The 17587-nt window shown below is 52.6% G+C and carries 14 protein-coding genes and 6 pseudogenes; 14 read left to right on the forward strand and 6 right to left on the reverse strand.

Features of this window, described 5'->3' with window-relative positions:
• Positions 1–122: 122 nt before the first annotated feature.
• Positions 123–284: pseudogene (locus AP057_RS16475) on the forward strand (family 1 glycosylhydrolase); the annotation flags it as partial.
• 43 nt (positions 285–327) lie between these two features.
• On the opposite strand, the gene AP057_RS11815 reads toward AP057_RS16475, so the two are convergent.
• Positions 328–1083: a MurR/RpiR family transcriptional regulator gene (locus tag AP057_RS11815; protein WP_055358823.1), complete on the reverse strand. Its 756-nt coding sequence runs from the start codon at positions 1081–1083 to the stop codon at positions 328–330.
• A gap of 124 nt (positions 1084–1207) precedes the next feature.
• On the opposite strand from AP057_RS11815, the gene AP057_RS11820 reads away from it, so the two are divergent.
• The 11 genes and pseudogenes from AP057_RS11820 to AP057_RS11865 form a co-directional block, all read left to right on the forward strand.
• Positions 1208–2551, forward strand: coding sequence for a 6-phospho-beta-glucosidase (locus AP057_RS11820; RefSeq protein WP_055358824.1), 1344 nt, complete (start codon positions 1208–1210; stop codon positions 2549–2551).
• A 205-nt stretch (positions 2552–2756) separates the two neighbouring features.
• Entirely contained in the window at positions 2757–3611 is an 855-nt protein-coding gene (locus AP057_RS11825) for an Rpn family recombination-promoting nuclease/putative transposase (RefSeq protein ID WP_055358825.1), read from the forward strand.
• Positions 3612–4071: 460 nt separating this feature from the next.
• Positions 4072–4524, forward strand: a pseudogene (locus AP057_RS11830) (carbohydrate ABC transporter substrate-binding protein); the annotation flags it as partial.
• Positions 4525–4585: 61 nt separating this feature from the next.
• A pseudogene (locus AP057_RS16480) lies at positions 4586–4948 on the forward strand (carbohydrate ABC transporter permease); the annotation flags it as partial.
• Between the two features lie 75 nt (positions 4949–5023).
• Positions 5024–5845 carry a carbohydrate ABC transporter permease gene (locus AP057_RS11835; protein WP_011232675.1) on the forward strand — a complete coding sequence of 274 codons (822 nt, stop codon included), beginning with the start codon at positions 5024–5026 and terminating at the stop codon, positions 5843–5845.
• A gap of 162 nt (positions 5846–6007) precedes the next feature.
• Complete coding sequence (locus AP057_RS11840; RefSeq protein ID WP_055358826.1) at positions 6008–6880, forward strand: ROK family protein; 873 nt, start codon at positions 6008–6010, stop codon at positions 6878–6880.
• Positions 6881–7081: 201 nt separating this feature from the next.
• Positions 7082–7222, forward strand: a complete 141-nt coding sequence (locus AP057_RS17560) for a hypothetical protein (protein WP_033008215.1) — start codon at positions 7082–7084, stop codon at positions 7220–7222.
• Complete coding sequence (locus AP057_RS11850; RefSeq protein WP_055358827.1) at positions 7215–8138, forward strand: TetR/AcrR family transcriptional regulator; 924 nt, start codon at positions 7215–7217, stop codon at positions 8136–8138. Before AP057_RS17560 ends, AP057_RS11850 begins: the two co-directional genes overlap by 8 nt.
• A pseudogene (locus AP057_RS11855) lies at positions 8123–9082 on the forward strand (MFS transporter); the annotation flags it as partial. The gene AP057_RS11850 and the pseudogene AP057_RS11855, both read left to right, overlap by 16 nt.
• A 94-nt stretch (positions 9083–9176) precedes the next feature.
• Positions 9177–10625, forward strand: coding sequence for an IS66 family transposase (locus AP057_RS11860; protein ID WP_055358828.1), 1449 nt, complete (start codon positions 9177–9179; stop codon positions 10623–10625).
• Between the two features lie 67 nt (positions 10626–10692).
• Positions 10693–11031 (forward strand): annotated as a pseudogene (locus AP057_RS11865) (zinc ribbon domain-containing protein); the annotation flags it as partial.
• A gap of 49 nt (positions 11032–11080) precedes the next feature.
• Here AP057_RS11865 and AP057_RS11870 read toward each other — a convergent pair.
• A pseudogene (locus AP057_RS11870) lies at positions 11081–11743 on the reverse strand (ABC transporter permease); the annotation flags it as partial.
• 131 nt (positions 11744–11874) lie between these two features.
• Here AP057_RS11870 and AP057_RS11875 point away from each other — a divergent pair.
• A complete protein-coding gene (locus AP057_RS11875) occupies positions 11875–12060 on the forward strand; it encodes a YhzD family protein (RefSeq protein WP_015374028.1) in 186 nt (61 codons plus the stop codon).
• 37 nt (positions 12061–12097) lie between these two features.
• On the opposite strand, the gene AP057_RS11880 is transcribed toward AP057_RS11875, so the two are convergent.
• The 4 genes from AP057_RS11880 to AP057_RS11895 form a co-directional block, all read right to left on the reverse strand.
• Positions 12098–13603: a coproporphyrinogen III oxidase gene (locus AP057_RS11880; protein ID WP_055358847.1), complete on the reverse strand. Its 1506-nt coding sequence runs from the start codon at positions 13601–13603 to the stop codon at positions 12098–12100.
• Positions 13604–13819: 216 nt separating this feature from the next.
• Entirely contained in the window at positions 13820–14683 is an 864-nt protein-coding gene (locus AP057_RS11885; protein WP_055358830.1) for a Cof-type HAD-IIB family hydrolase, read from the reverse strand.
• Between the two features lie 133 nt (positions 14684–14816).
• A complete protein-coding gene (locus tag AP057_RS11890; protein ID WP_033013848.1) occupies positions 14817–15176 on the reverse strand; it encodes a YlbF family regulator in 360 nt (119 codons plus the stop codon).
• A gap of 73 nt (positions 15177–15249) precedes the next feature.
• Positions 15250–16383, reverse strand: coding sequence for a DUF445 domain-containing protein (locus AP057_RS11895; protein ID WP_055358831.1), 1134 nt, complete (start codon positions 16381–16383; stop codon positions 15250–15252).
• Positions 16384–16508: 125 nt separating this feature from the next.
• Here AP057_RS11895 and AP057_RS11900 point away from each other — a divergent pair, with 125 nt between their 5' ends.
• Positions 16509–17585, forward strand: a complete 1077-nt coding sequence (locus AP057_RS11900) for a YheC/YheD family protein (RefSeq protein ID WP_055358832.1) — start codon at positions 16509–16511, stop codon at positions 17583–17585.
• The last annotated feature ends 2 nt before the right edge of the window (positions 17586–17587 follow it).

Here is a 17587-nt window from a genome sequence, read left to right on the forward strand (position 1 = left end):
AATTGTTTTTCACGTTCGTCTCGTTACAAAAAGCCGCCGCGCCCTTTACTTTTTTCGCCAAACACGGTTTATTGGTGATAGAATGATTCATCGACGTTGTTGCGAGAAAGGAGACGATCTGAATGGAGCATCGTCATCTTAAACCGTTCCCGCCTGAGTTTTTATGGGGCGCAGCATCAGCTGCGTATCAAGTCGAAGGGGCGTGGAACGAAGATGGAAAAGGATTATCGGTATGGGATGTGTTTGCCAAACAGCCGGGCCGAACGTTTAAGGGAACAAATGGTATCAGCGTGTGATTGCGACGAACGGTGCCGAGCTGTAGCCTTGTCACCGCCCGCTCGGCCCGCGGTCAGTCTGCGCCGGCAGCAACCGGTACATTTCCTTCGCGAGCCGCTCAAGCAAATAAACGACCGGCAGTTGTGTTGTCACATCCGTCTGTCCCATCCGCTCGGCGGTGGCATAATACGTCAAGTTGTAGTCCGAGATGTTCGCGAGTGTGCAATGTTTCCGGTTGGTGATGCTGATGATCGTGCTGCCGTTTTCCTTGAACCGGTGCACTTGGGCGAGCGTATATGACGTCTCTCCAGACACCGACAAGGCGATCACGGCGCAGTTGTGGAAATAATGGCCGTAAATCGGAAAAAACGGGTCCTTGATGTAGACGGAAAACTTTTGAAAGGCAGAAAAATAGCGCGATCCGTATTCAGCCAAAATGCCGGAGCTGCCGGAGCCGACAAAAATCACGTGATCCGCCCGGGCGATCGCGGCTGCCGCATCCAGAATGGTCCGCTCGTAATCGGCGGTCAGCGTCCGTTCGAAAAATTCCTTAAGCGCCTCTTGACTGCTGATGATCGCGGTTCGCTTTGTCTCGCGCAAATACAGCTTCCATTTCGTTTTAAATTCACTGAACCCTTCGCATCCGACCTTTTTGCAAAAGCGGAGCACGGTCGGCGGCGAGACATGGACGGCCTCGGCGAGCTCGCGAATGCGCATGTACGCGACTTCATGAGGATGTTTCATCACATAGTCGTAAATGGCGTAGTCGAGCTCGGAGAACTGGGCGATTTGTTCAGGAGTGAACATCGGGACACCTCGCTTTCATGGGACGGAACGTGCGATAGCTGGGAAAGGATGGCGCTTCCAAGCCCACTGGTTGATTCCTACATTGATTATACCATGCCCAACAGGGCGAAAGGGGAAGAGGAGTATGGATAAACGATTGAAAATGGCGACGATCGGCGGCGGGTCGAGCTACACGCCGGAATTGGTCGAAGGGTTGATCAAGCGTTATCATGAATTGCCGGTCGGGGAATTGTGGCTTGTCGATATTCCGGAAGGCAAAGAAAAACTCGAAATCGTTGGCGCACTGGCCAAACGGATGGTCGAAAAAGCCGGTGTGCCCATTGAGATTCATTTGACACTAGACCGCCGCCGGGCCTTGGAAGGAGCAGACTTTGTTACGACGCAATTTCGTGTCGGCGGCCTAGAGGCACGGGCGAAAGACGAGCGCATCCCGCTCCAATACGGGGTGATCGGCCAGGAGACAAACGGCCCGGGCGGATTGTTTAAGGGATTGCGGACGATTCCGGTCATTTTGGACATCATTCGCGATATGGAAGAGCTTTGCCCCGATGCATGGCTGATCAACTTCACAAACCCGGCTGGAATGGTGACGGAAGCCGTCTTGCGCTATACGAAGCAGGAGAAAGTCGTCGGGTTGTGCAACGTGCCGATCGGCATGCGCATGGGCGTCGCCAAGCTGCTTGGCGTTGATGCCGACCGCGTGCACATTGATTTTGCCGGCTTGAACCATATGGTGTTTGGCTTGCACGTCTATCTGGACGGCGTCGAGGTGACCGAAAAGGTGATTGATCTCGTCGCCCATCCAGACCGCTCCGGTGTGACGATGAAAAACATCGTTGACCTTGGCTGGGAGCCGGATTTCTTAAAAAGGTTGAAGGTGCTGCCTTGCCCGTACCACCGGTATTACTACCAAACAGACAAAATGCTCGCCGAGGAGCTGGAGGCGGCGAAAACGAAAGGGACGCGCGCCGAGGTTGTGCAGCAGCTCGAAAAAGAGCTGTTCGAGCTGTACAAAGACCCGAACTTGGCCATCAAGCCGCCGCAGCTCGAACAGCGTGGTGGGGCGTACTACAGCGACGCCGCGTGCAGCTTGATCAGCTCCATTTACAACGACAAGCGCGACATTCAGCCGGTCAACACGAGAAACAACGGCGCCATTGCGAGCATCCCTCCGGAATCGGCGGTGGAGGTAAACTGCGTCATCACGAAAGATGGACCGAAACCGATCGCCGTCGGCGATTTGCCGGTCGCGGTGCGTGGGCTCGTCCAGCAAATCAAGTCGTTCGAGCGCGTCGCAGCCGAAGCGGCGGTCACCGGCGACTACCAAACGGCGCTCGTCGCCATGACGATCAATCCGCTTGTGCCGTCTGACACCATCGCCAAACAAATGTTGGACGAAATGCTTGAAGCGCATAAAGAATACTTGCCGCAGTTTTTCAAACAGACCAAAGCAGCGGCTGGAAACTAAGCTATAGTGGACTGACAAGGCCGCCAGTGACAGGCGGCTTTGTCATTTCATCGTGAAAAGCCGCACAACACAAGGGCTTTCTTCCCGTTCACGTTCCCCTTATTTTAGACAAAATCAATGCTTTTCACCAGCCTTTTCGGCAGGATTTTGCCTAAGGCGCGGCGAAGAAAATAAAGGAAGTTCAAATATCACAAGGAGGGAGACCGTGTCCGAAACGCGAATCGACCATGATCGGCTGTTTAAGGAGTTGTTGTCGACGTTTTTTGAAGAGTTTTTGCTTCTGTTTTTCCCGCATGTGTATGAACAAGTCGACTTCCGCCACATCTCCTTTTTGTCCGAAGAGGTGTTTACGGATGTGGCAGCCGGCGAAAAGCACCGTGTCGATCTATTGGTGGAAACAAAATTGAAAGGGGAAGATGGGCTGATCATCGTCCATATCGAACACCAAAGTTACACGCAGCCGACGTTTCCCGAGCGCATGTTCATTTATGTCAGCCGTTTGTTTCAAAAATACCGCCGTCGCATTCTTCCCATTGCCATCTTCAGCTATGACGAACACCGCGATGAACCGTCCTCGTTCACCATCCAGTTTTCGTTCCTAACCGTTGTCGATTTCCGCTTTCTTACCGTTGAACTGCGCAAGTTGCCATGGCGCGAGTACATTCGCCGCGATAACCCGGTCGCCGCCGCTCTGTTAAGCAAAATGGGGTATAATGAAAGTGAAAGAGTGGCCGTGAAAAGAGAATTTTTGCGCATGCTCGTCCGTTTGGAGCTTGATGAAGCGAAACAGCGGCTGTTGTTTGGCTTTTTTGAGACGTATTTGCGGTTGTCCGAACAAGAGGAACTCGAATTGCGAAACGAGGTGAACGAAATGGAAACGAAGGAAGCGAAAAAAGTGATGGATCTCATCGTGTCGTACGAGCAACGGGGGGTGGAAAAGGGGATGGAAAAAGGCAAGATGGACGTTGCGAAACGGATGTTAGGGAAAGGATATGATGTGCCAACGATTTGTGAGTTGACCGGACTGCCAGTGGAGGCGGTGGAAAAGTTGAAAGGATAAACGAGTGGAGAGACCCCGTTCCGATGCAGCGAGCTTGTTTCGGAACGGGGTTTTTTTGCTCGCTCTGCACTTGATGATGGGCATGGCCACCGCCGCATGGCGAATGATGACGGCCAGACTGACCCCTATTTGTTCATATAGATGCAATTTGAAGATTGACCATTTGCAGCTTTTATCGACTGTCGGGCGACCGAACAACGCCGCTTCCAGACCCATAGATGGGTCTGTGAAGCAGGTGGTTGTTCGGTCTTCCGTCACGCCTTGGCGTGACGGGGCAAGCCAAAGGCTTGCCTTCGACAGTCGAAAATGGACAAACCGCTTTTCCGTCAAGGATCTGTTCACCTTCTTCGTTGCATCTATATCTATACAAGCTTTTGCTGTCATCGAGAAGCAGCGGAGCTTGACCGGCTCGTGAAAGAACTTGAACTGAAAAGCTTGCAAAGCCAGATCAATCCGCACTTTGATGGGCGACTGGGCCAAAGGCTATTTCGTCAACGACCTAAAATTAAAAGTGAACGAAGATTTCGGCTACGTACCGACACCGAACACCGATGGCAAGTTTATGGTCATCACCGATACGTTCGGCCTGCCGAAAGGCGTGAAAAACCCGGACGATGTGAAGAAGTTCTTATCGGTGCTTGGTTCGGTGGAAGGGCAAGATGCGTTTAACCCGCTGAAAGGCTCCATCCCGGCCCGCATCGACGCGGATCCGTCCAAGTACGATGAATACGGCAAACAAACGATGCAAGACTTCAAGACGGCGGAGCTGGCGCCGAGCTTAGCGCACGGTTCAGCAGCGCCGGAAGGGTTTGTCACGAAGGTCAATCAGGCCGTCAACATTTTCGTGACGCAAAAAGATGTGAAGACGTTCATCGACACGTTGGCATCGGCCGCCGCAGAACTGAAGAAGTAATCGGGAAAAGGGGACGGGAGCCATTCTCTTCCCCTTTTCGTCATCATGAGGAGGGATCTTAGTGGAAACGGTCAACATCACGCCAGCCGAGAAGACAGCATATGTCCCCGCGGTGCGGAAAAAGCGGAAATGGACGGCCGATCATTGGCTGGCAGCGGCGTTTTTGGCACCGTCGGTCGTACTGATTTTCTTATTTGTGTACGGGTTTATCGGCTGGACGGGGTATGTGTCCTTGAGCAACTGGAATTCGCTCGTGCCGGATTGGTCGTTTGCCGGGTTGAAAAACTATCTGTATTTGTTTCATGATTTCCGCTTCCAGGCCGACTTGCGCAATACACTTGTGTTTACGGTGTTGTTTATCGCCGCCGTCATTGTGCTCGGCCAACTGCTTGCCATTTTGCTTGACCAAAAACTGCGCGGCGATTGCGATCGTGATGCTGCTGTCGGTCGCCATCTTTATCGTTCCGTATCTCATCTCAAGCCGCAAGGGGGGATCGTGATGGCGAGATCCATGTGGGCGCGGCCGTTTTTGTATTTGTTAGCCCTCGTCATGAGCGTGTTTTTCCTGTTGCCGGTGTATGTCATGGTCACAACGAGCTTGAAGCCGCTCGATGAAGTGACATTGGCCGATATGTGGAAGCTGCCGTCAACGATCGATTGGAGCAGCTACGCGACGGCATTTGACAAGCTCGCCCCGAACTTTTGGAATTCGATTTTGCTCGTCGTGCCGGCGACGCTGCTCTCCGCGCTGCTGGGGTCGCTCAACGGCTATGTACTGTCGAAATGGAAGTTTAAAGGAGCGGATACGCTCTTTACGCTCATTTTGTTCGGGATGTTCATTCCGTATCAAAGCATTCTCATTCCGCTCATCCAATTTTTGCGCGAAATCGGGCTGTACAACACGATTCCGGGGCTTGTGTTCGTCCATGTCGTCTACGGCATTCCGATCACCACACTGATGTTTCGGAATTTCTACGCGGCGATCCCCGATGAAATGATTGAGTCGGCGAAAATCGACGGCGCTGGGTTTGTCCGTATTTTTCGTTATATTATGCTCCCCTTGTCCATCACTGGATTTGTCGTCGTGGCGATCTGGCAGTTTACAAACATTTGGAACGAGTTTTTGTTCGCCGTGACGATCACGACATCGGACAAACAGCCGATCATGGTCGCCTTGCAAAACTTATCCGGCAGTCAAATCGTCCAATGGAACGTGCAAATGGCGGGAGCCCTGTTGGCGGCGCTGCCGACCTTGCTTGTGTACATCTTCCTTGGCAAATATTTTGTCCGTGGGTTGTTGGCTGGTTCGGTGAAGGGGTGAGCCAATCAGCAGTGTAGATCAACAAACCCGGTAGACAATAGAATCGATTGCGCTATGTTTCAAAAAGCCGCTGATCAGCGGCTTTTTGTCATTGATGCCCTCTCCCTTTTTCTAGTAAGATAGATACAAGAAAAGAGCAGATGAAGAAAGAGAGGCGTACATATGATCCTAGGAGCCATTGAAGCTGGAGGCACGAAATTTGTCTGCGCCATCGGCGATGAACAGGGGAACATCCATGAACGAGCGGTGTTTCCGACGACGGCGCCGGAAGAGACGATGGCGCACGTCATCGACTTTTTCCGTCCGCACCGCATCGAGGCGATTGGCATCGGGTCATTCGGCCCAGTCGATTTGCGTCCGGACAGTCCGACGTACGGGTACATTACGAGCACGCCGAAACAGGCGTGGGCGCAGTTTGATTTTGTCGGCACGATGAAGCAGCATTTTCCCGTGCCGATCGGCTTTGACACGGATGTCAACGCGGCGGCGCTCGGCGAGCTGCGCTGGGGGGCGGCGCAAGGATTGGATAGCTGCCTATATATGACGGTCGGGACAGGCATTGGTGTCGGCGCCGTCGTGGAAGGGCGTCTGCTTCACGGGATGCTTCATCCAGAAATGGGACATATGTTCGTCCGCCGCCATCCGGATGATGCGTTTGCCGGCATCTGCCCGTATCATGGCGACTGTCTAGAAGGCATGGCGTCCGGCCCGGCGATTGAGCGGCGTTGGGGGAAAAAGGGGGCGGAGCTGGCCGACCGGAGCGAGGTGTGGGAGCTTGAGGCGTTTTACTTAGCCCAAGCGATCGCCAACTACATCCTCATTTTATCGCCGAAAAAGGTGATCACGGGCGGGGGCGTCATGAAGCAGACGCACGTGTTGCCGCTTGTGCGCCGTCATGTGCAGGAGTTGCTCAATGGGTATGTTCAGCACGAAACGATTCTCGAGAAGATCGACGAGTACATCGTCCTCCCAGGGCTTGGCGACAACGCCGGCATCGCGGGCGCGTTGGCGCTTGCGGCGAGAGCGATCGAATAGCAAGGACGGCCGTTCACCGTCTTCAATCAGGCGGTGGGGCCGTTTTTTGTTTGAAGGCAGGGATATTGACCGATTGTTCAATGGAATTAGCAAAAAATCGACCTATTGGTCAAAAAAATCGTTTTTGAGTTGCGTATCTTTATGACGTTGGTTTATAATTATTTTGACCATTTGGTCATAAGTGATATGGAGGCGAGGACAATGATCCATGTTCGACGGTTGGTAGAATGGCTGCAACAGCGCGGCGTACGGGTTGATGTCGTGAAACCGCGCGCGGTGTTGCCGTCGTACCGGCAATGGATGAGAGCGAATGGGAAAGGAATGAGTCGTTGCCATGGATGAACGGCGCGTTCGCTTTATTGAAACCGCGATGAAACTGTTTGCGGAAAAAGGGTATCATGCCACCTCGATTCAAGATTTGGTCGAGGCGTGGGGCATTTCCAAAGGGGCGTTTTACCATCATTTCGCCTCGAAGGAGGAATTATTGCTTGAAGTGCTTCGCTATTACAGCGAAAAAATGGTCGCAGATTTCACGGCATCCGGCGGGGATGGCCCGGAAAAGGAGCGGTTTGTCCGCCAGTTGGCGGCCCATTTTTCTCACATTCGCGAGTACAAAGACTTTTTGCGCATGATCATGTCGGAACAATTGCCGAAAGTCAATCCGGAAGTGGAGCGGTATATGTTTCGCCAGCATGGGCGCCTTTTTTTATGGTATTGCACGCGCCTAACGGAGGTCTATGGCGAGGCGGTTGGTCCGTATGTGTATGATGTGGCCATGATGACGAACGGCATCATCCGGCAATATTTGTTTTACTTCTTTTTTCGCGAGGAGGCGTTTGATGCGGACGAGGCGGCTCGTTTTCTCATGCGCCGCCTTGATGCCATTGTCGCTAGCTTCACGGCTGAGGAGCGTCCGCTTTTGACGGAAGAGTCGTTTGCGCCATGGGTGAAGATGGAGGAGCAGGAGCGAGAGCGTCAGCGGGAGCGGCTGGCTTCCGCGTTCGCCGCCGTCCGGGAGGCTGTCAACGATCTCGATCCAAAGCAGGCAAGCGATGTGCTCGAAGCCATAGCAGCGCTGGAGGAGGAGCTGCTTGGACGGCACGCGCCGCCCCGCGTCTATATCGTCGAAGCGCTGCTGTTGTATTTGCGTCATCAACAAACGCCTCAACTCGCACCGGCTTTGGATGCATTGGTCAAAGAAATGGATGAATACCAACGACAAAACGGATGGGAGAGAGAAGTATGGAAAAAGCGATAGCAGTGCCGACGAGCACCATTCGTCATCGCCCGTTGCTCATTACCGGGCTGATCATTGCCATGCTGTTTGCGGCATTAGACGGGACGATTGTCGGAACGGCCATGCCGCGCATCGTCGGGGAGCTTCACGGATTGGGGATTATGACGTGGCTGACGACAGCGTATATGTTGACGTCGACGACGGTCGTGCCGATCGCCGGCAAGCTCGCCGACTTATTGGGCCGTCGGATTGTCTATGTGAGCGGGTTGGTCATTTTTATGGTTGGTTCAGCGCTTTGCGGCATGGCGAACGATATGACCGAGCTCATCGTTTACCGCGGCATTCAAGGACTGGGCGGCGGGATTATGATGCCGATGGCGATGATTGTCATCGGTGACGTGTTTACCGGCAAGGAGCGGGCGAAATGGCAAGGGGTGTTCGGCGGTTTGTACGGTCTCGCTTCAGTGCTCGGCCCGCAAATCGGCGGCTTTATCGTCGACCATTTGAACTGGCGCTGGGTGTTTTACATCAACTTGCCGGTCGGCATTCTCGCCACGGTGCTGATTGCGATGGGGTTAAGCAAATATAAAGCCGAAGGGCCGGTGAAATTTGACATCGCCGGGATGGCGACGTTGACGGCGGGCGTCGTCAGCTTGTTGTTGGGGTTGACGTTTGGCGGCGACCGATATCCGTGGGGGTCGTGGCAAATCGTTTCGTTATTTGCGGCCGCGGTTGTCTTTTTCGCTTTGTTTGTTTGGGCGGAAAAACGGGCGGAGGAGCCGATCATTCCGCTTTGGCTCTTCCGCAACCGGACGTTTACGCTGCTCAATGGCATCGGCTTTTTTATGAGCGTCGGTATGTTCGGCGCGATTATGTTTGTGCCGTTTTTTATGCAAGGCATTGTCGGTGTGAGCGCCACCCAATCCGGAACGATTATGACGCCGATGATGATCACGATGATCATCGGCGTAACTATTCAGCCACATCATAAAGTGAGCTGAATATTTTTTGCTTTTCCTGTCTATGATGTGAATATTGATAGACAAGGAGGTGAATCACATGTTGACGGTACAACAAGCTGTATTTACAGTTGAGGGCTTAATCGGCAAAGTCCAACAACAAAAACAGCTCATTCATCAACTCGTTCAAGAAAATGAACATTTGCGTCACGAAAACAAACAACTACGCAAAGAAAATGAACAACTGAAGTACCGTGTTCAAGAGCTGGAAGCACGCACGAAAAAAAACAGCTCCAATAGCCATTTGCCCCCATCTTCTGACCGTTTTGCCAACACACGTTCTTCTCGTCAACCATCTGGCAACAAGCCAGGCGGACAAGAAGGACATCAAGGAACGACGCTCCGTCAAGTGGAACATCCACATCATCGTGTCGTCCACCGTGTGCATACGTGTCAAGGATGTGGGGCTTCTTTGCGTGACGTCAAACCGTTCAAAGTCGATATCCGTCAAGTGTTTGATGTCCCTCCTGTGGCGATCGAGGTGACACAACATGAACGTGAAGTGAAATCGTGTCCACATTGTCGATGCGTGCAACAAGCCGAATTCCCATCCCATGTCACGAATCATGTGCAATACGGTCCACGGCTCACGGCGCTCGTTGTTTATTTACATCATATCCAATTGATCCCGTACAAGCGTTTAAGTGATACAATCGAAGCGTTATATCAACACTCGATTAGTACAGGAACYCTTGCCAATATGGTGAAACGAGGACGCGAAGCGCTGGAATCAAATATGGACATCATCGAAGACGCCTTACTTGAATCCAACATCCTGCATGTCGATGAAACGAGTTTGCGCATCAATGGGAAACTCGCATGGGTGCATGTCGCGTGTACATCGAGATATACATACTTGGCTCCTCACGCTTCTCGTGGAAAAAAAGCGACCGATGAKATCGGGATTCTTCCCCGATATGAAGGGACGATGATGCACGATGCGTTCGGTACGTATCCGAAATACACACATGCCACCCATGCCCTTTGTCATGCCCACCATTTGCGTGAGTTAAAAGGATTCATCGAACAGGGGCATACGTGGGCGATGCGCATGACCACGTTTCTGTTAGCCGCCAAGCAAGCCGTCGAAGCCCATCACGGTGCACTTTCCGAAGAAGAAGCGAGACGGTGGGAACGAGTGTATGATCGCATCCTAGAAAGAGCACAACACCGATTAGAAACGATGACGCCTCTTCCGAAAAAAGCACTCGCTTTTGTTCGACGCCTTCAAAAACGAAAGGAAGAAGCGCTGCGTTTCTTACGTGAAGTACATGTTCCCTTTGATAACAACCAAGCCGAACGCGATCTTCGCATGGTCAAAGTCAAAGAGAACATTTCGGGTACGTTTCGCGAAGAAACATTCGCGCAGTCGTTTTGCATCGCAAGAAGCATCGTTTCCACACTGACGAAACACGAAAAAAACGTGTGGGATTCGTTATGTCTTCTGTTGGCAGGCGAAACGATCGATCGAGTTCTTTCCGCTACCTAGGGCATTTTCTATGACCGAAATGCCCTATTTGTGCTGGGCTTTTTTATACACTAGCACTGGGGTGAATAGTTACGTCAATATTCCTCTCGGTAACATAAAAGAAAAACTAGAATATCTTTGTGAATTTTACGGCATTGAATTCTTGAAACAGGAAGAATCATATACGTCTCAAGCCAGCTTTTTTGACGGCGATGAGATTCCTGAATATAATGCCGACAATCCAAAAGAATATAAGTTCAGYGGCAAACGTATTAAGCGMGGYTTGTATCGAACAAAGTCTGGCAAACTAATGAATGCTGATGTCAATGGCGCATTAAACATCTTAAAGAAAAGTAAAGCTGTAGACCTGAGTGTCTTATGCTCTAGCGGCGAAGTGGACACGCCTCAAAGAATAAGGATTGCTTGAAGCAGTCAAACTTCTTTGGAAGCCCCCACTTCAAATTTTCGCTAGAAAATTAAGTGGGGTAGTTCACATCCTTGAAAATGTTCATTCGTCCATACATCAGCACACCGCCTCGATACACTTTGGCGCCAAAATAGATCAGCAAGGCAGTCGTCGCCGCTAAAAGCACAAGGCAAAGCGCCACTTCCCACCCCGGCACGGAAACGAGGCCGATGCGCAAAAACATGAGCATCGGAGCGAAAAAGGGAACAAACGAGGCGCCGGTCACGAACGCCGCCTCTGGCGCATTCAAGCCAAACATCGCGATCATAAAGGCAGCGACAACCAGCATCATGACCGGCGTAATCGCCGGCTGTACATCCTCAACCCGGCTGACGAGCGAACCGAGCACGGCAAACAGCACCGCATACAAGAGGTAACCGAGCAAGAAAAAAACGAGTGCATACACAAAGATCGAGGCCGGCAGGTGATCCAATCCGAGGAAACGCCACACTTCCTGCCCGCTCGTTTTTAACGCGGCGAACGCAACGGCGAAAAACACGAAAAATTGCGTCAAGCTGACAAGCGCAACGCCGATGATTTTGCCAAACAGCTGTTGGACTGGCGGGACGCTTGACACTAAAATTTCCATCACGCGCGACGATTTTTCCGTCGCCACCTCCGTCGCGATCATTCCTCCATACATCAAAACAAACATATACATCGCGCAATAAAGATATCATTCAGAGACGGTTCCTCCAAGGCAAACAGACGAACCGCGAAGTTTCAGATAAAAGCAGGAATTTGCCGATCCAACCTCTAAACGAAAGAGAAATGAATGATGATTCAGCGAAAGGAGATGGTGACATGCCGACGTATACGTTGACCGCGTTTGAGCGCGACGGGGAAAAATTGCTTGATGAAACGTTTGAAGCCGCCAATGATGAAGAAGCGAAAAAAATCGGCGAGCAAAAATTGCGTGAGCGCGGCTGTTGGGACAAAACACACCGTTGCGTCAATGCCAGCGGCAAGCTCATTTTATTTCACCGCTAATCAAAATACCCCGGGGTTGTTCCCGGGGTGTTGTTATTTATCCAAATATTCCCTTTAATAGATTGATTTTCTCTTCCGTATATTCGGCGAAATGTTCGTTGTACACTTTCGGCTCTTTTGGATTCGCCTGGCGGGTGATGTTCCGCGTTTTCGGATCGACGAATTTGCTTGACGCCCCGCAGCCAAGGCCGATGATCGACTGCTGTTCTTCCATGATCATAATGTTGTATAGGCTCTCGTGCCCCGGCAAGGCGTAGCCGACGTTTTCCAAGTTGCCGAGAATGTTTTTTTGTCGGTACAAGTAATATGGGACATAACCGTGCTCCTTTGTCCACTCCTGGGCCGCCTTCATCATCGCCTGCACTTCCTCGCGGCTGGCGACTTTGTACTTTTGTTTGTTCTTTGTCATTTCCGACGCCCGCTTAAACGACAGCGTATGAACGGTCAGCGACTCGGGCAGAAGCCGTTCCGTCTGTTCAAGCGTATACGTAAACTCTGGAAGCCCTTCGCCCGGCAGTCCGATGATTAAGTCCATGTTGATGTTGTTCATCCCCATCTGCCGCGCCAAGTGGAACTTCTCAATCGTTTCTTCAACGGTATGATGGCGGCCAATCGCTTTTAACGTCTCTTGAATGTACGACTGTGGATTGATGCTGATTCGGTCGATCTTCCATTTTTTCAATACGTCAATCTTCTCCGGCGTAATCGTATCCGGACGCCCGGCTTCGACCGTGATTTCGCGGACGCGGTCGACGTCTGGAAATACGTCATACATATGAGCGTATAACCGATCCATCTCGTCGGCCGTAATGCTCGTCGGCGTCCCGCCGCCGTAGTAGATCGTCGTAATGCGAATGCCGCGCTCGCGCAAAAAGCGGCCGACTGCTTCCATTTCGTAATGAAGGCCGGCCAAAAAGGCGTCGACCGACCCTTGGCGGCCGTTGATGGCGTACGCTGGAAATGTGCAATACGCGCATTTCGTCGGGCAAAACGGAATACCGATATAAATGCTCACTTCATGAGCCAAATCGTATAAATCCGGCACGACCGTGAGCTGGCGATCCACGATCGCCTGCATTAGTTCGATTTTCTCCTTAGTCACCAAGTACTCCTCGGCCAGCTTCCGATGCGCCTCTTCTTTCGAAAGGCCTGAGCGCAAAAGCTGATGAAGCAGCTTGACCGGGCGGACGCCGGTCAGCACGCCCCACGGCTGAATGAGGCCGGTAGAACGCTCAAGCAACGTCAAATAGACATGCAAAACGGCGTTTTTTAGCTGTTTTTCGTACGTTTTCCCGTCAGCATCCGCCGGCGTGCTGCGTTCATGACTTACTTCCTCCACGCGCCCCGACGTCTTGTCAAGCAGCGTCCCCGAAACAGCGATGCCCCCGTCTTTCTTGACGGAAAACATAACGGCCATATCGGCCTCAGGAAGCGGCGCGAACGACAGCTCCGGCGCTTCGAAAAACAGCTCGGTCATCACCTCAAGCGGGCGCTGAAACCGTTCCGGATGCGGCAGTCCTTGAATTTCGATCCGCACGTTCATCACCTTTTCTTTCAAACTTCTTTCAGTGTACTGAACGGCTGTTTCCTTCGTCAAGCGGAAGAATGCACCTTTGCCGCCGACTTTATGGAAATGACTCTCGCCCGGCCAACTAGATTAAAAAAAAGCCGGACATTCGCTCCGGCCTCATTTTTATGATTTTCGTGAAAACGGCAAGCGCCAGTTGTCCGCTCACGGTTCGCTCCCCGCTCAAGCCTCTTACTGTTTCGTTTTGAGTTTTTGTAAAAACTCGATCCGTTGCTGTTTGCGGAAATGTTCTTTCACCATGTAGGAGACGCCGAGCTGTTCGTTCGAACGCGTCACCCAGTCGGCCGCCCGCTTCACCTCAAGCGGCGCGTTGCCCATCGCGACGCCAAGCCCTGCTGCTTCAATCGCCGGCAAATCGTCAAGGCCGTCACCGATCATCACCGTTTCTTTCAACGATACGCCGATATGTTGAGCCAGCCGGCGCAACCCCGCTAGTTTAGACACTCCTTGCGGGACAATTTCCATTTTTCCGTTTGGCTGCATAATCATATCAATGGACGGAATCGATTTCGTCAATAAAGCGGCCGCTGCATCCCTCTGTTCGTCTGTAGCAAAATATACATCAATTTTCGGCACAGCGATCGGTTCGTCGATCAGCACATCGCCAAGTGAATCGACAAATTGAGTCGGATAGAAAAACGGGTCGCTTGAGGAGAGAACCGTTTGCACGACAAGGTTTTTCTTCACTTTCTTCCGATTGCCGAGCGAATACCGCTCATGCATGAGGCGGATGTTGCAGTTGAAATTTTCCAAAATTTGCACGATATTAAACGTCCGCTCCTCAGGGATCACGGCGTCAAACAGCCTATCATCAAGCGTTCTGGCAATCATCGCTCCTTGGAATGCAATGAGCATCCCATCAAGCCGCAGCGCTTTCGCCACTTTGCGGGCGGAAAGCAAATTGCGGCTCGTGATTAACGTAACATAAACTCCTTTTTTCTTCACATAGTCGACCGCCTCTTTTGTTTCGCGCGGCAGGCGGCCGTTGTTTTTTAAAATCGTTCCGTCAATGTTGAGTGCCAACAGCTTATACACGGCTGTCTCCCCCTTTTGTCCGTCTCAACCTCTCTTGCCGCCGCCAGCAAGCTGGGGGCGGCTTTGCATTCCTTATCATTTTTATGACTATGACGAAACGGGCAAAAAAAGAACACCCGACCGGGTGTTTTTCCTACCTTCCTTCCATAAATGAACGATGCAGCTCTTCAAGCGGCTTCATGGCGATTTGTTGCACTTCCGCGATCGTCATGCTCATTTGCTGCTCGAGCGCCATCAGACGGGCCAGTTTCTCATTTTGCTGGGCAAGCGCCATCGCCTTTTGCGCCTGTTCAATTTCATCCGGCAAAATAGCGGCTCCACGCATTTGTTTTTCGTGCAGCCGAAGCTGAATGTCACGGAAGTTAGCAAATAGCCGATAGGCGGTGTCGTCGTGTCGGACATGATCGTACGCCTGTTTCAGCTGCTGAAACGGCTCGCTCGCCCAGATCGCCTGTTCAAGCTGTCTTGCGAGCGCACGAAGAGATTCGGACATAAGAAGAAGCCTCCCACTTCAATATCGTTTACGTTCTAGCGTATGCGCCAGTCGGCGGTCATATGACTCGCTGCTACAACCATAGGCCGATCATGCCCTGGACGGCGCCGATTATTGCGCCAAGCACAGCGCCTAAATAGGTGATCATCTTCAGCTCGCGTCGGGCGATGGCCAAAATGATCGCCTCCAGCCTTCGGAGCGAAAACGATTCGACTTGATCACGAACGACATCTGCCAATCCAAGCTGCGCCACAACCGACTCCATCTGATCGCCGAGCAGGCGGACAGCAGCGGCAACCGCCTGCGGAACGAACCGGTCGAGTACGTCCTGTTCATATGGCGCAAGAAGATCGGCGAGCGGGCGGTGCAGCCAGCCGCTTCCCCGGACGAGGCCGCGGGCTGCGGCCTGCACCGCCTCGCTCATGCGTCTTCGTCCGACCATCTCCTCCACCGTTGCCAGCGGATAGTCGATCCATTTGTTCCATTCTGTCCAAAGGAGGCGGGCGATCGCCGCCCTTGTGTCGGCATGGCGCAAAAATTTGCCGATTTCCGGCTGCACTTTATCCACTAAATTGACATTGCCAAGCAGCATTTGCAGCACGCCCCCGACCATTCCCCGCTCTTGAAAAAAGCGTTGGATCATGCCGGAAAGCTGTTGTTTTCCTTCCGCGCTGCTGAAATACTCGAGCGCCCGGTCGGCCAAGTAGCCGGCCAGCTGCTCGATGCGCGCTTCCATCGTTTCTTTCAACTCAAGCGGCAGTATATCGCAAATCGGCCGCGTGCGCCACGTTTGGCTCCATCGCTCATACGCCTGCGCGGCTTGTCCGGCCGCCAACGCCTCAAGACGCTCATCCGGAGAACGAATGCCGAGACGCTCAAGCAACTGCGCCGGCGTCTCCCGGCGCGCCAGCCACCGTTTCAGCCACTTCCGTCCTTCCTCAACCACCTCCGCCATGAAGGCTGAATCGTTGAGCTTACGCCGGAGCCCTTCCGGCGTCACCAAATGCTCGACAACCGTTTTCCCAAGCTGTTCCGCCAGTTCCCGCCTCCGTTTTGGAATCAAGCCGGGCGTAAACGGCAGCCGTTTCCCAAACAAGTACATCGGCTCGTGCGGGCGGAACAACATGACAATGGCGATCAAATTCGTCACCCCGCCGATAAGCGCTCCAACCGCCACCATAAACGACAAATAAATGAACGTTCCCATCGCCTTCCCCTTTCATCCGCGCCGCTGTCACCAAACAGCGGCTCTCATCATACGATACGATATAAACGTTTGCCTAATTGTTCATTATAGAACTTGCCTGACAAATGCGCAAATGAGGGACTGCGATGAGCAACCAACGAACCGTTGCCGTATTGACTGAAATAAAGGAAGACCGGGAACGGGCCTCTTTTGGCTCCATCCACCTTTTTTGTGAGGAACTGGTAAAATATGGAGAAACGCACAGCCTTTTTGTTTATGTCACATCGCCGTCACTCTATTTGCAGCACACCGGATATCGGTTAACCGGCAGCGAATGGATCAAGGGGGGCGTGCCGCGGGCGAACGTCGTCTACAACCGCCTTCACTCCCGCAAGTCTGAATATGCGCCTGCCTTTCAGCAGCTGCTCGCCCGGCTTGACGAGGAAGACGGGGCGATGTTCAACCGCCGCTTTTTGCATAAATGGGAGGTGCACCGTTATTTGGAGCGGCATGAGTACTTGCATCCGTACTTGCCGAAAACGGCGCTGTGGGACGGCCAAGACTCACTCGAGGCGTTTCTCGCCGCCTTCCCGTCCGTCTTTCTCAAGCCTGTGCACGGAAGCCAAGGGCGGGGGATTTTCCGCATTGAATGCACCGATGAAGGAATTTGTCTCCGCCGTTCCACCTCTTCGTCATCGGCGCTATACCGCTCGGTTGCCGCGGCCGTTTCTGCCTTGCAGCCACAAATCCGGACGCCGATGATCATCCAGCAAGGCCTTGAACTTCAAACGATTGACGGCCGCCCTGTCGATTTTCGCCTTCTTTGCCATCGCATCCGCCACAACGATTGGCGCGTCACGTCAGCGGTCGCCCGCGCGGCCCCTCCCGAGCAGTTTGTCGCGAACCTTGCCCGCGGCGGAGTACTGATGGCAGTCAATGATGTCTTGCGGAAGTGGTATACGAGAGCGGACGTGTTCCAGCAGAAACAGCTTCTGAAAGAAATCGCACTGGAATCCGCCGCCGTTCTCGCCTCGGAAGCGGAAGGACTGTATGGAGAGTTTGGCATCGATCTGGCCATTGACGTCCATGGACGGCCATGGATCATCGAAGTGAATACAAAACCGTCCAAACAGGCGGAAATGACGTTTTCTCAACAAACGGTGCGCCCATCCGCGAAAGCCGTGATTGATTATTGCCTGACATTGATGGAAGAAAAGGAGTGAAC

Origin of the sequence: Geobacillus sp. Sah69 (genome assembly GCF_001414205.1) — a bacterium.
GTDB classification, from domain to species: domain Bacteria; phylum Bacillota; class Bacilli; order Bacillales; family Anoxybacillaceae; genus Geobacillus; species Geobacillus stearothermophilus.